This is a genomic window from Stenotrophomonas maltophilia complex sp. Om-AH-Sm3, from assembly GCF_059337855.1.
In genome coordinates, this window is sequence record NZ_JBYBLQ010000020.1 from 55,651 (window position 1) to 67,928 (window position 12,278).

14 protein-coding genes are annotated in these 12,278 nt (G+C 66.3%); 8 read left to right on the top strand and 6 right to left on the bottom strand.

Annotated features, from left to right (window positions below; genetic code table 11):
* Positions 1 to 18: 18 nt before the first annotated feature.
* The 5 genes from AC10QF_RS18180 to AC10QF_RS18200 form a co-directional block, all read right to left on the bottom strand.
* The gene (locus AC10QF_RS18180; protein ID WP_005417446.1) at positions 19 to 699 is read right to left on the bottom strand and encodes a DUF2058 domain-containing protein; all 681 of its coding nucleotides are present in this window, start codon (positions 697 to 699) and stop codon (positions 19 to 21) included.
* Between the two features lie 10 nt (positions 700 to 709).
* A complete protein-coding gene (locus AC10QF_RS18185) occupies positions 710 to 952 on the bottom strand; it encodes a SlyX family protein (RefSeq protein WP_005410256.1) in 243 nt (80 codons plus the stop codon).
* Positions 945 to 2,294: a UDP-glucose dehydrogenase family protein gene (locus AC10QF_RS18190; protein WP_053499456.1), complete on the bottom strand. Its 1,350-nt coding sequence runs from the start codon at positions 2,292 to 2,294 to the stop codon at positions 945 to 947. Before AC10QF_RS18190 ends, AC10QF_RS18185 begins: the two co-directional genes overlap by 8 nt.
* Positions 2,295 to 2,317: 23 nt before the next feature.
* Positions 2,318 to 3,295: an FKBP-type peptidyl-prolyl cis-trans isomerase gene (locus AC10QF_RS18195; RefSeq protein ID WP_014037761.1), complete on the bottom strand. Its 978-nt coding sequence runs from the start codon at positions 3,293 to 3,295 to the stop codon at positions 2,318 to 2,320.
* Between the two features lie 96 nt (positions 3,296 to 3,391).
* Positions 3,392 to 3,979 carry a glutathione peroxidase gene (locus AC10QF_RS18200; RefSeq protein ID WP_494542633.1) on the bottom strand — a complete coding sequence of 196 codons (588 nt, stop codon included), beginning with the start codon at positions 3,977 to 3,979 and terminating at the stop codon, positions 3,392 to 3,394.
* 366 nt (positions 3,980 to 4,345) lie between these two features.
* On the opposite strand from AC10QF_RS18200, the gene AC10QF_RS18205 reads away from it, so the two are divergent.
* From AC10QF_RS18205 to AC10QF_RS18235, 7 genes are all read left to right on the top strand, one after another.
* On the top strand, positions 4,346 to 4,582 hold the full coding sequence (locus tag AC10QF_RS18205) for a hypothetical protein (protein ID WP_032954303.1): 237 nt from the start codon (positions 4,346 to 4,348) through the stop codon (positions 4,580 to 4,582).
* 2 nt (positions 4,583 to 4,584) lie between these two features.
* Entirely contained in the window at positions 4,585 to 4,944 is a 360-nt protein-coding gene (locus tag AC10QF_RS18210) for a GntR family transcriptional regulator (RefSeq protein ID WP_005417481.1), read from the top strand.
* On the top strand, positions 4,944 to 5,819 hold the full coding sequence (locus AC10QF_RS18215) for an ABC transporter ATP-binding protein (RefSeq protein WP_005417484.1): 876 nt from the start codon (positions 4,944 to 4,946) through the stop codon (positions 5,817 to 5,819). Before AC10QF_RS18210 ends, AC10QF_RS18215 begins: the two co-directional genes overlap by 1 nt.
* Positions 5,816 to 6,844 (top strand): ABC-2 transporter permease, encoded by a 1,029-nt coding sequence (locus tag AC10QF_RS18220; protein WP_065178601.1) that lies wholly within the window; start codon positions 5,816 to 5,818, stop codon positions 6,842 to 6,844. Before AC10QF_RS18215 ends, AC10QF_RS18220 begins: the two co-directional genes overlap by 4 nt.
* Positions 6,845 to 6,869: 25 nt before the next feature.
* Positions 6,870 to 7,757, top strand: a complete 888-nt coding sequence (locus AC10QF_RS18225) for a GIN domain-containing protein (RefSeq protein ID WP_005417488.1) — start codon at positions 6,870 to 6,872, stop codon at positions 7,755 to 7,757.
* A 29-nt stretch (positions 7,758 to 7,786) separates the two neighbouring features.
* A complete protein-coding gene (locus AC10QF_RS18230; RefSeq protein WP_049439937.1) occupies positions 7,787 to 8,392 on the top strand; it encodes a YggN family protein in 606 nt (201 codons plus the stop codon).
* 107 nt (positions 8,393 to 8,499) lie between these two features.
* Complete coding sequence (locus tag AC10QF_RS18235) at positions 8,500 to 8,925, top strand: hypothetical protein (protein ID WP_053499474.1); 426 nt, start codon at positions 8,500 to 8,502, stop codon at positions 8,923 to 8,925.
* A gap of 73 nt (positions 8,926 to 8,998) precedes the next feature.
* Here AC10QF_RS18235 and AC10QF_RS18240 read toward each other — a convergent pair whose 3' ends face one another.
* Positions 8,999 to 10,426 carry a class II fumarate hydratase gene (locus AC10QF_RS18240; protein ID WP_005417504.1) on the bottom strand — a complete coding sequence of 476 codons (1,428 nt, stop codon included), beginning with the start codon at positions 10,424 to 10,426 and terminating at the stop codon, positions 8,999 to 9,001.
* Positions 10,427 to 10,719: 293 nt separating this feature from the next.
* On the opposite strand from AC10QF_RS18240, the gene purB reads away from it, so the two are divergent.
* Positions 10,720 to 12,087 carry an adenylosuccinate lyase gene (gene purB / locus AC10QF_RS18245; protein ID WP_111178810.1) on the top strand — a complete coding sequence of 456 codons (1,368 nt, stop codon included), beginning with the start codon at positions 10,720 to 10,722 and terminating at the stop codon, positions 12,085 to 12,087.
* Positions 12,088 to 12,278: the final 191 nt, after the last annotated feature.

Below are 12,278 nucleotides of genomic sequence, written 5' to 3' on the forward strand. Positions count from 1 at the left end.
CCCGCGGCGGTCACGCGCTTACCAGACCAGGTCGTCCGGCACCTGGTATTGCGGGTCCGCGTACGGATCCTCCTCGGCCGGCGCATTCGGATCGACCTTCAGCGCCACCGACGCGGCGAACACCGCCTCGGACTGCGCCAGCACCTCGGCGGTCACCAGCAGGTAGCGGCCATTGAGCTGGACCACCCCAAGCTCGCCGGCATTGAGCGCGGTCAGCTGTTCGGCGGTCACATAGATGCGCTTGATCTTGCCGCCATATGGGAAGTGGCGGGCGATATCGGCCGCTTCCGAGTTCAGGCTCTTGTCCTTCAGCAGTTCTTCCAGCTTGGCCTTGGCCTCGCGGCGCACACGCGCCTCTTCCTGCTTCAGGCGCTCGGTCTCGATGCGCTCTTCCTTTTCCTTCTGCGCGCGGATGGCGTAGGCCTTGGCCAGGTCCATCTCTTCGGCGCTGCGCGGCTTGCGCGGGCCCTGCTGGCCTGGGCCACGTGACTGGCCGGGCTTGCCCGGGCCGCCGTGGCCATGCCCACGACGCTCGCCGGGCTTGTGCTCGCCCTTGCCAGCGCCCTGCGGCTTTCCATTGCCGTTGCCACCCTTGCCCTGCGGGCGACCATCACGGCGGGGGCCATCATTCTTGCGCTCGGGCTTGGGCGCAGGCTTGAAGCCCAGGCCCATCAGCTGGTCGCGGAGGGTATCGCTCATAGGATTCGGATCAGTAGTGCGGCGGCGGCGGTTCGCTCGCCGGATCGGAAGAATTCAGCGCGTTGCGGACCTTGCCCAGGTCTTCCAGCAGCACGCGCAGCACGTCGGCGTTGCGCATGCCCTGCATGCGGGCATCGGCCAGCGCATCGCTCAGTTCGGCCAGCGCCTGTTCCTGGAAGGACACGCGCATTTCCAGTTCGACCAGGCGCGCTTCCAGCGCCTGCTCGCGTTCGGTTGGCAGCAGATCAGACATGCAGCGAGCGCCCCCGGCCAATGCCGTAGTACGCCAGGCCCGCCGCTTCCACATCCGCCGGCTCGTACAGGTTGCGGCCGTCGAACACCACCGCGTCCTTCAACTGCTCGCGCAGCATCTGGAAATCGGGGCTGCGGAACTGCTTCCACTCGGTCACCACGACCAGTGCATCGGCCCCCTGCAGCGCCTCGTCGGCACTGCTGCAGAACACCAGATCATCGCGCTCGCCGAAGATGCGCTGCGACTCGTGCATCGCTTCCGGATCGTAGGCACGCACCGTCGCCCCGCCTTCCCACAGCTGCGCCAGCAGGCGACGGCTGGAGGCTTCGCGCATGTCATCGGTGTTCGGCTTGAACGCCAGGCCCCACACGGCAAAGGTCTTGCCACGCACACCTTCGTCTTCACCCTTGTCGTAATGACGCTGGATGAGAGCGAACAGATGGCCCTTCTGCGCGTCGTTGACCGCTTCCACGGCGTTCAGCAACTTCGGCTCCAGGCCGGCCTGCTGCGCGGTGCGGGCCAGCGCCTGCACATCCTTGGGGAAGCACGAGCCGCCGTAACCGGCGCCCGGGTAGATGAAATGCCAGCCGATGCGCGGATCCGAGCCAATGCCCTGGCGGACCTGCTCGACATCGGCGCCGACACGTTCGGCGATGTTGGCGATTTCGTTCATGAACGAGATCTTGGTCGCCAGCATCGCGTTGGCGGCGTACTTGGTCAGCTCCGCCGAACGCACGTCCATTTCCACCACGCGGTCGTGGTTGCGGTTGAACGGTGCGTACAGGCGCCGCATCACCGCCACCGACTCGGCGCTGGTCGCGCCGATGATGATGCGATCCGGGCGCATGCAGTCGGCGACAGCGTCGCCTTCCTTCAGGAATTCCGGGTTGGACACCACATCGAAGGCGATGTCCGCGCCACGTGCCGCCAACTCTGCGGCAATGGCAGCACGCACCTTGTCGGCGGTGCCCACCGGCACCGTCGACTTGTTGACCACCACGGTCGGCACGCTCATGTGCCGCCCGATGGTGCGGGCCACAGCCAGCACGTACTGCAGATCGGCACTGCCATCCTCGTCCGGCGGCGTGCCGACGGCGATGAACACGACCTGCCCGTGGCCGATCGCGGCCGCGGCATCGGTGGTGAACGCCAGCCGCGACGCGGCGTGGTTGGCCTTCACCATCGGCTCCAGGCCCGGCTCATAGATCGGGATGATGCCCTGGTTGAGGCCATCGACCTTGGCCTGGTCGATATCGACGCAGACCACCTGGTGGCCGACGTCGGCCAGGCAGGTACCGGTCACCAGCCCTACATAACCGGTACCGAAAATCGCAACGCGCATGTCCGTGCAGGCTCCGTGGTCGCTTACGGCAGGACGCCCAGCAGCTCGACGTCGAAGGTCAGAGTCGCGTTCGGGCCGATCGGGCCACCCGGGGTGCCGTTCTCACCGTAAGCCAGCTCACCCGGGATCCAGAAGCGGTACTTCGAACCGACCGGCATCAGCGCGACGCCTTCGGTCCAGCCCTTGATCACCTGGTCCAGGCCGAACTCGGCCGGCTGGCGACCATAGGAGCTGTCAAACACGGTGCCGTTGAGCAGCTTGCCTTCGTAGTTCACGCGCACCTTGCTGCTCGGCAGCGGGCGCTCGCCGCTACCCGGGCGGATGATCTGGTACTGCAGGCCAGACGGGGTGGTCACCACGCCCGGCTGGGTCTTGTTCTTGGCCAGGAACGCGTTGCCTTCCTCGCGGTTGGTCTGCGCAGCGGCAGCGGCCTTGGCCTGCATCTCGGCCTGCTTGCTGCCCATGAAGGCCTGGATGGTGGCGGTCGCGTCAGCTTCCGTCATCTTCGGCTGGCCCTTGCTCAGACCTGTGCTGATCGCGTCAAACAGCGAGGCGACATCGATGTCGTCCTTCAGCTGTGCCAGCGACGGGCCGACCGAGTACGAACCGATCATCTGCGACACTTTGACGCGATCGACCTTCGGCGGCTGCGAACCCGGCGCCATGCCCGGCACCTGCTGGCCACTGCGGGCCATCACGACCTGGCGCAACGCGGCATCGGTGGCCTTGGCCTGTTCCTGGGTGATCTGCGGCTGCAGGCCTTCGAACGAACGCTCCACGGCAGTGCGCAGCGCGGCCACATCGATCTCATCGGCGATCGGGGTGAACGACTTGGCGACATCAAGGCCGATGGCGTAGCCGAGCTTCTGCTTGGGGGAATTCAAGGTTGCGGTCTCCTTGGCGGCTGCGGGGGCAGCCGGTTGTTGCGACAGAGCGACACCCGAAGTGCCCATCGCCAGAATCAGAACCGACGCCGCGGCGCCGCGCATTCCCATCTTCATTCGCTGCATTCCTGGAAGTGTCTGGGCGCCGACGTCGGCGCGAAAAGAAACATTGTCGCACGCATGCCGTCGATGTCGAGGCATCCGTGCCGGATATCAATGCGTGGCGGCTGCGGCCAGCGCCTTGTCGATGGCGGCGGTCAGCTGCGGATCGTCCGGCGTTACCTTGCTGGCGAACTGGGCAATGACCTTGCCATCGCGGCCGACCAGGTACTTGTGGAAGTTCCAGCCCGGCGCCACGCCGGTGGCCGCGGTCAGCCTCTGGTACAGCGGCGTGGCCTGTGCACCGACGACATGCACCTTCTCGAACATCGGGAACCTGACGCCGTAGGTGAGCGTGCAGAAATCCTGGATCTGCTTTCCGTCACCGGGCTCCTGGCCCTTGAAATCGTTGGACGGGAAACCGAGCACGGCAAAGCCGCGGCCGGCATAACGCTTCTGCAGCGCCTCCAGGCCTTCGTACTGAGGGGTATAGCCGCACTTGCTTGCGGTATTGACCACCAGCAGTACCTGCCCGTGGTAGCGCTGCTGCAGGTTGACCTGCTGCTTGCTGGCCAGTGGGCGGTACTCCAGGTCCAGCAGATCGGCCGCCAGCACATGGGAGGAACCGGCAAGGCCGGCCACCAGCAGGGTCAGCAGGGACAGGCCGCGCAGGCGGCGCGGGATAACGGTCGGCAGGGGCATCGAGAGCGGTCCGCGGTAGCCATTCACAGGGCCGGCCGGTAGCGGCCGGGAATCGGCCGAACTATAGCACCGCCCCTCCGCCCCCCCTGTTGCGGCAAGCGCCAGCGGCTTTGCGCGGCGTGGCGTCTTCCCGCTGGCCTTACCAACGACGGCGCAGTGATGACATAGCATGGACAACACTGAATGGCAGGCGGAACTGGACCAGCCCGCACATCAGGTTTATTTCCCTTTCCAATCAAATGGATAAGAGGATATTTCAGCAATTTGACCACCCCTGCCATCAGTTGGGGACGGCAGGGGGTTGCACCCAGGCGTGCCGGTGTTATAGTTGCATACAACACCAGTCACCTGAGACAGGGGGAAGCCATGAACGCCCGCATCCGTCGCAACCTCACCGCACCCGCGGCCGCTGCTGTTTCGACCCTGATCGTGCTGGCCTGGCTGGCCACGCCCACCACCCCCGCCTCTCCCGACAGTGCGCAGGACGCAACCGCTGCACCGGCCGGGAACGCCGATTCCTCCCCCCCTCCCCCGCGTCGGCTGCACAGCTCCCTGTCCATGCCGTATTTCTCGTTCGCCCAGCCGCTGACCCCACGGAGCTGAATATGAGCGACATCCAGTGGAGCGACGGCGCTCCCATCTACCGTCAATTGAAGGAGCGCGTGATCGCCATGATGCTCGACGGAATCCTGAAGCCGGGCGATGCCCTGCCTTCGGTGCGCCAGGTGGCCGCCGACTATCAACTCAACCCCATCACCGTTTCGCGCGCCTACCAGGAACTGGCCGATGAAGGCCTGGTCGAGAAGCGCCGCGGCCTGGGCATGTTCATGACCGAGCAGGCGGCCACGCAGCTGCGCAGCAGCGAGCGCGAGCGCTTCCTCAACGAAGAATGGCCCGCGGTGCTGGAGCGCATTCAGCGCCTGGGCCTGAGCCTCGACGAATTGCTGCCCCAGGGGAACGTCTGATGAACAGCACTGCAAGCGAACCCGTCATCACCGCGCGAGGCCTGCGCAAGGCCTACAGGACCACGGTAGCCCTCGACAACGCCAGCTTCAGCATTCCGAGCGGGCGCATCGTCGGCCTGATCGGCCCCAACGGCGCCGGCAAGACCACCGCACTGAAGGCCATCCTCGGCCTCACCTCGGTGGAAGGCGACCTGAGCGTGCTCGGCCGCGATCCGCGACTGCATCGCGATGAGCTGATGAATGACATCTGCTTCATCGCCGACGTCGCCGTGCTGCCGCGCTGGCTGAAGGTGCGCGAGGCGATCGACTTCGTCGCCGGCGTGCACCCGCGCTTCGACCGGGCCCGCTGCGAGCGCTTCCTGGCCAATACCAAGCTGCAACCGAAGCAGCGCGTGCGCGAACTGTCCAAGGGCATGATCGTGCAGCTGCACCTGGCGCTGGTGATGGCCATCGACGCCCGCATCCTGGTGCTGGACGAGCCCACTCTCGGCCTGGACATCCTCTATCGCAAGGAGTTCTACCAGCGCCTGCTGGAGGACTACTTCGACGAACAGAAGACCATCATCGTCACCACCCATCAGGTGGAAGAGATCGAGCACATCCTCAGCGACGTCATGTTCATCCGTGATGGCCGCATCGTGCTCGACGCGGACATGGACGATGTCGGCCAGCGCTACACCGAGCTGCTGGTCAACGCCGACCAGCTGGAGACCGCGCGTGCGCTGAAGCCGATCGACGAACGCAGCCTGGCGTTCGGAAAGACCGTGATGCTGTTCGATGGCGTGCCGCGCACCCAGCTCTCCACCCTTGGCGAGACCCGCAGCCCGGGCCTGGCCGATCTGTTCGTCGCCATCATGAAGGGGACCTACGCATGAATGCCGTCAACCACCCCGTCAGCCCGATGGGCACCCTGCGCTGGCTGCTCAAGCGCGAGTACTGGGAGAACCGTGGCGGTTTCCTGTATGCACCGTTGATCGCCGGCCTGATCTCGCTGGTGATGAGCACCATCGGCATCGCCTTCGGCCTGTTCGCCCTGCACCGGGCCGCGCGTGATGGTGGCCTGCACATCGACGGCGAAGACGTGAACATCAACGGCCTGGACCTGGCCCTGCTGACCCGCGACATCAGTGCCAAGGACCTGGCTGACCTCGGCAACGGCCTCGACCTGACCCTGGTGCTCAGCTCGGCCTGGCCGTTCCTGGTACTGGCCTTCGTGGTGTTTTTCTACTGCCTGGGTGCCCTGTACGACGACCGCCGCGACCGCAGCATCCTGTTCTGGAAGTCACTGCCGCTGTCGGATACCCAGACCGTGCTGTCCAAGGTGATCAGCGCACTGATCGTGGCCCCGCTGATCGCGGTGATCGCCGGCATCATCACCATGTTCGGCTTCATGCTGGTGATCAGCATCGTCGCGCTGATGCACGGCGGCAGCCCAATGACCCTGATCTGGGGCCCGGCCAGCCCGCTGACCCTGGCCGCCGGCCACCTGGCCTGGATCCCGGTCTACGCCCTGTGGGCCCTGCCCACCGCCGGCTGGCTGCTGCTGTGCTCGGCCTGGGCCCGCAGCAAGCCGTTCCTGTGGGCGGTGATGCTGCCGCTGTTCGCAGGCGTCATCGTCAGCACCACCAAGGTGATGCCGCTGATCGGCCTGACCACGGGCTGGTTCTGGCAGAACATCGTTGGCCGACTGCTGCTGGGCGGCGTACCGGGCACGGACCTGGTGTATCGCCTCAGCGCCGAGGAAGGCACGCGTCGCGACCTCGAATCGGTGGTCAGCCTGATGTCGCCGGCCTCGCAGCTGAAGTCACTGGCGATGCCGGAACTGTGGATCGGTGCTGCCGTCGGCGCCGTGTTCATCGTCCTTGCCATCCGTCTGCGCAAGCGCGCCGGCGAGATCTGATTCCATCCACCCGGAGGCACCACCCATGCGTTCCCTGCTCGCCTGTTCTGCGTTGTTGCTGTTGCCGCTGTCGGCGCTGGCCGCCGATGCTCCGAACTGCAAGTTCACCGCTGCCCGCGCGCTGAAGCTGGACGTGGCCGGTGCCAAAGCGGTGGTGTTCGAGGTCAACCAGCATGACCTGAAGGTGGTCGCCAGCCCCGGCGGCGGCCAGTTGGCTGGCCGTGCCTGTGCGTCCAGCCAGGAATGGCTGGACCAGCTGGTGCTGGACCAGCGCAAGGTGGGCGACAAGCTGGTGGTGAGTCTGCGCCGCGAGGGCCGCGACAGCGGCATCAGCCTGGGCAGCAGCTATGCCTGGCTGGACATCCGTGGCAGCGTGCCGGACAACCTGCCGCTGCAGTTCAAGGTCGGCTCCGGCGATGCCAGCGTGGACAACGCGCAGTCGCTGAGCGTGGATGTCGGCTCCGGTGATGCCATCGTGCGTGGCACCCGCGGCAGCATCCATGCAGCGGTGGGTTCGGGCGACCTGGACATTGACGGCGGCAGTTCGCTGAACCTGCTCTCGCTGGGTTCCGGCGACGTCAAGGTGCGCAACATCGGTGGCGATGCGGTCACCGGCACTGTCGGTTCGGGTGACCTGAAGATCAGCGATGTCCGCGGCAACGCACGACTGGACACGGTCGGTTCCGGCGACATCGGGTTCAAGCGCGTGCAAGGCAACGTCGAGGTCGGTGTGGTCGGCTCGGGCGATGTTGATCTGTCCGACATCGGCGGCAATGTGCATGTACGCAGCCACGGCTCGGGGGACATCCAGGTCGATGGCGTGCGCGGCAGCCTGACCGTCGACCACAGCGGCAGCGGCGATGTCGGCCACCGCAACGTCAGCGGCACCGTCACCCTGCCCCGTAAGAAGTAACCGCTACCTGACCGATCGAGGGAACTGCCATGAATCTGCTGCGCGTGCTGCCTGCCGCCCTGCTGTGCCTGCCGCTGATCGCCTGCGGCGGCACGTCCTCCACGCCTGATACCACCGTCGGCAAAAGCGTGGCCGACGCGACCAGCGGGGTCGGCCAGACTGTCAAGGAGGCCATGGACGATGCCCGCAAGGACATCACCCAGGGCAACATCAAGATCTCGGCCGACAAGCAGCCGCGTGCCGAGATCACCCCGGATGGCCGCCTGCTGATCGCCGGCAAGGAAGTGGCCGCCAACGAAACCCAGCGCCGCCAACTGCAGGAGTACCGCGGCCACGTGGTCGCCATTGCAATGGACGGCATGGATGTCGGCCTGGCCGGTGCCAAGCTCGGCGCCAGTGCTGCCGGGGAGGCCCTGAAGGGCATCTTCAGCGGCGACAGCGAGGGCATCGAGAAGCGGATCAATGCCGAGGCGGAGAAGATCGAAGCCCAGGCCAAGCGCATCTGCAACCGCATGCCGGCGATGCTGGCCAGCCAGCAGGCGCTGGCCGCATCGCTGCCCGCGTTCAAGCCCTACGCCACAATGGACCAGAGTGACGTCGACGACTGCGGCAAGGACACCGTGGTCCAGCGCTAGGCCTGTGACAGATCAGCGCACCCGGCCGGCAGCGGCGCCCCGCTGCCGGCCGTCGTGCGCCGGCCGGCTTACAATGTCGGCCCCGGACGCCCCCCGAACCGAATGCCATGAAGAAGTTGTTCCTGCTGCTGGCCGCCCTGCTCTGCCTGGGCCTGGTCGGCTGTGACAAGGATTACCGCAACCACCGCGCCGAGCGCGGCAAGCCCAAGATTTCCGTCAGCGAAGGCATGGTGACCGTGCGTCGCCCGCCGGCACCGAACATCATCATCCTCGGCGATGGCACGATGAAGGTGGACGAGATCCAGATCCCGCTGGACCAGGGGCAGAAGCAGATGCTGCAGACGATGTTCGGCAAGCTGCAGGTGCTGCGCCAGAACACCCTGGTCGCCGCCCCGGCCGATCCCAACATGCAACCGGTGAAGATCCAGCCGCCGGAGGGCATGGAAGTGATTCCGGCGGACCTGATCCAGCGCATACCCGAGTTCAAGGATTACACCGACACGTTCGGCAACATCGTCGCCGACCGTCGCTGAAGCAAAAACGCCGCCCCAGGGCGGCGTTTCCTTTTGTAGAGCCGAGCATGGGCTCGGCTCTACAACCAGCAGATCAACCGCCGGCGCCACCACCGCCAGCCTGGATGCCACCTGCGGTCAGTGCGGTCGGATCCAGCAGGCGCCGCAATTCGGCCTCCTCCAGCCCGCTGTCTTCCAGTGCCACGTCCAGCACCGGGCGTTGTTCCTTGTAGGCACGCTTGGCGATGGCCGCGGCCTTCTCGTAGCCGATGATCGGATTCAATGCCGTGACCAGGATCGGATTGCGCGCCAGCGCTTCGGCCACACGGTCCTCGCGCACCTTCAGCCCGGCGATCGCGCTGTCGGCCAGCAGCCGCGACACATTGGCCAGCAGGCCGATGCCATCGAGCAGGTTCACCGCGATCAGCGGCAGGGTGACGTTGAGCTGGAAGTTTCCGGTCTGCCCGGCCACGGTGATTGCCGTGTGGTGGCCGATCACCTGCGCGCAGGCCATCACGGTCGCTTCCGGAATCACCGGGTTGACCTTGCCCGGCATGATCGAGCTGCCCGGCTGCAGCGCCGGCAGTTCGATCTCGCCCAGCCCGGCCAGCGGACCGGCGTTCATCCAGCGAAGATCATTGGCGATCTTGATCAGCGCCACGGCCAGTGCATTGAGCTGGCCCGACAGTTCCACGGCATCATCCTGCGCGGCCAGGCCCTCGAACTTGTTCTCGGCGCTGTCGAACTTGAAACCGGTCTGTTGCTTCAGTGCCTTGGCCACCTGCGCGCCGAAGCGCGGGTCGGCATTGATGCCGGTGCCGATGGCGGTGCCACCCAGCGGCAGGCGGCGCACGCGCCTGAGGCTGTCTTCGATCCGCTCCTGCGCCGAGGCCAGCTGTGCCGACCATGCGCCGAACTCCTGCTCGAAGGTCAGTGGCATCGCGTCCATCAGGTGCGTACGGCCGGTCTTGACCACCTTGCGCAGGCTGCGGCCCTTCTTGTCCAGGGTCTTGCGCAGGTGCACCAGCGCCGGCAGCAGCTGCTCATGCGTCGCCAACACCGCCGACACGCGCAGCGCGGTCGGAATCACGTCGTTGGAGCTCTGCCCCTGGTTGACGTGGTCATTGGGGTGCACGGCGGTCTTGCCCGCCTTGCCGGCACGGTTGGCCAGTGTGGCGATGACCTCATTGGCATTCATGTTCGACGACGTGCCCGAACCGGTCTGGTAGACATCGATCGGGAACTGCGCATCCCAGTTGCCGGCGGCCACTTCGGCGGCAGCGGTCTGGATGGCCTTGGCCACGTTCTTCGGCAGATGGCCCAGCTCCGCGTTGACGCCCGCGGCGGCGCCCTTGACCAGGCCCAGGGCACGGATGAAACCGCGCGGCATGCGCTGGCCCGACACCGGGAAGTTCTGCACGGCACGCTGGGTCTGCGCGCCCCACAGGGCGTCGGCAGGCACCTGCAGCTCGCCCATGCTGTCGTGTTCGATTCTGAAACCCTTGCTTGCAGCTTTGCTCATTGCATCAACTCCGCACTACTTCAGTTGGGGAAAGGGAAGCGGCGGCTGGCAGGGTGTCGCTTCCCGGGCTGGCGGCTGCGCCAACGATACTCCCTTGCCCGCAGCTTGGGATGACGAGCGCGGGCCAGATCGTTTCATCCGCAGGGCCGTTGTGCACGCGCAGGGGTAGTGCCGGCCGCTGGCCGGCAATCCATAGAAACATAGGCCGGGAGTTGTTGTCGGCCCACGGCCGGCACTACCTGACCGGCACGTCGTAGAATATGGCCCCCGCCGCTCGCCCCAGCCCTGCCGACATGTCCGATTCCGCCCTGCTCGCCCTGTCCCCGCTCGATGGCCGCTATGCCGGCAAGGTCGACGCCCTGCGCCCGATCTTCTCCGAGTACGGCCTGATCAAGGCCCGCATCACGGTCGAGGTGGAATGGCTGCTGGCGCTGGCCGCCGAGCCGGGCATCGTCGAACTGGCCCCGTTCTCCGACGCCGCCGTCGCCCGCCTGCGCGCCCTGGCCGCCCGCTTCAGCCCGGCCCAGGCTGCACGCGTGAAGGAGATCGAGCGCACCACCAACCATGACGTCAAGGCGGTGGAGTACTTCATCAAGGAACAGCTGAAGGATGACGCAGAGCTGGCCCCGGCGCTGGAATTCGTGCATTTCGCCTGCACCAGCGAAGACATCAACAATCTCAGCTACGGCCTGATGCTGGAACAGGCCCGCCGTGAAGTGCTGCTGCCGACCCTGGACGGCATCGCCAGCACCCTGCGCAGCCTGGCCCACGCCCAGGCCGGCCAGCCGATGCTGTCGCGCACCCATGGCCAGACCGCCTCGCCGACCACGCTGGGCAAGGAGCTGGCCAACGTGGTCGCACGCCTGGAGCGCCAGCGCCGGCAGATCGCCGCGGTCGAACTGACCGGCAAGATCAACGGTGCGGTCGGCAACTACAACGCCCACATCGCCAGCTACCCGGACGTGGACTGGCCTGCCTTCGCCGAGCGCTTCGTGACCGGCCTGGGCCTGGTATTCAACCCGTACACCACGCAGATCGAGCCGCACGACAACGTGGCCGAGATCGGCGATGCCGCACGCCGCGCCAACATCATCCTGATCGACCTGGCCCGCGACATCTGGGGCTACATCTCGCTGGGCTACTTCAAGCAGCGCCTGAAGGAAGGCGAAGTCGGCTCGTCGACGATGCCGCACAAGGTCAATCCGATCGACTTCGAGAATGCGGAAGGCAATTTCGGCATCGCCAACGCCCTGTTCGAGCACTTCAGCGCGAAGCTGCCGATCAGCCGCTGGCAGCGTGACCTGACCGATTCCACTGTGCTGCGTGCGCTGGGCACCGCGTTCGGCCACAGCCAGGTGGCGCTGGATTCGCTGGCCAAGGGCCTGGGCAAGCTGGAGGTGAACCCGCAGCGCCTGGATGCGGATCTGGACGCGGCCTGGGAAGTGCTGGCCGAGGCCGTGCAGACGGTGATGCGCCGCCATGGCCTGCCGAACCCGTACGAGCAGCTGAAGGCGCTGACCCGTGGCCAGGGCATCACCGCCGAGTCGATGCGTGCGTTCGTGCAGGGGCTGGAGCTGCCGGCGGATGCGAAGCAGCGCCTGCTGGAGATGACCCCGGGCAGCTACACCGGTCTGGCCGAGTCGCTGGCGAAGAAGATTTAAGGGGTTTCCTTTGCGGCGGCGGCCGCGGGCGCTGCCTGCGGCAGGCTTAACTGCAACTGCAACGTCAAAGGCGGCTCTGGGTTACTGCCTCGCTTGGCGGGGCGGGTTGGGTTCGCGGGGGACGCCGTAAACCCATCCCTGGGGGCTTGGCCGCGGCATCCATGCCGCGGACACCCCCGCGAACCCAACCC

Bases quoted from the DNA above. Each gene is read 5' to 3' on its own strand.
- AC10QF_RS18180 (WP_005417446.1), bottom strand. From the start codon at position 699: ATGAGCGATACCCTCCGCGACCAGCTGATGGGCCTGGGCTTCAAGCCT.
- AC10QF_RS18185 (WP_005410256.1), bottom strand. From the start codon at position 952: ATGTCTGATCTGCTGCCAACCGAACGCGAGCAGGCGCTGGAAGCGCGC.
- AC10QF_RS18190 (WP_053499456.1), bottom strand. From the start codon at position 2,294: ATGCGCGTTGCGATTTTCGGTACCGGTTATGTAGGGCTGGTGACCGGT.
- AC10QF_RS18195 (WP_014037761.1), bottom strand. From the start codon at position 3,295: ATGAAGATGGGAATGCGCGGCGCCGCGGCGTCGGTTCTGATTCTGGCG.
- AC10QF_RS18200 (WP_494542633.1), bottom strand. From the start codon at position 3,979: ATGCCCCTGCCGACCGTTATCCCGCGCCGCCTGCGCGGCCTGTCCCTG.
- AC10QF_RS18205 (WP_032954303.1), top strand. From the start codon at position 4,346: ATGAACGCCCGCATCCGTCGCAACCTCACCGCACCCGCGGCCGCTGCT.
- AC10QF_RS18210 (WP_005417481.1), top strand. From the start codon at position 4,585: ATGAGCGACATCCAGTGGAGCGACGGCGCTCCCATCTACCGTCAATTG.
- AC10QF_RS18215 (WP_005417484.1), top strand. From the start codon at position 4,944: ATGAACAGCACTGCAAGCGAACCCGTCATCACCGCGCGAGGCCTGCGC.
- AC10QF_RS18220 (WP_065178601.1), top strand. From the start codon at position 5,816: ATGAATGCCGTCAACCACCCCGTCAGCCCGATGGGCACCCTGCGCTGG.
- AC10QF_RS18225 (WP_005417488.1), top strand. From the start codon at position 6,870: ATGCGTTCCCTGCTCGCCTGTTCTGCGTTGTTGCTGTTGCCGCTGTCG.
- AC10QF_RS18230 (WP_049439937.1), top strand. From the start codon at position 7,787: ATGAATCTGCTGCGCGTGCTGCCTGCCGCCCTGCTGTGCCTGCCGCTG.
- AC10QF_RS18235 (WP_053499474.1), top strand. From the start codon at position 8,500: ATGAAGAAGTTGTTCCTGCTGCTGGCCGCCCTGCTCTGCCTGGGCCTG.
- AC10QF_RS18240 (WP_005417504.1), bottom strand. From the start codon at position 10,426: ATGAGCAAAGCTGCAAGCAAGGGTTTCAGAATCGAACACGACAGCATG.
- purB (WP_111178810.1), top strand. From the start codon at position 10,720: ATGTCCGATTCCGCCCTGCTCGCCCTGTCCCCGCTCGATGGCCGCTAT.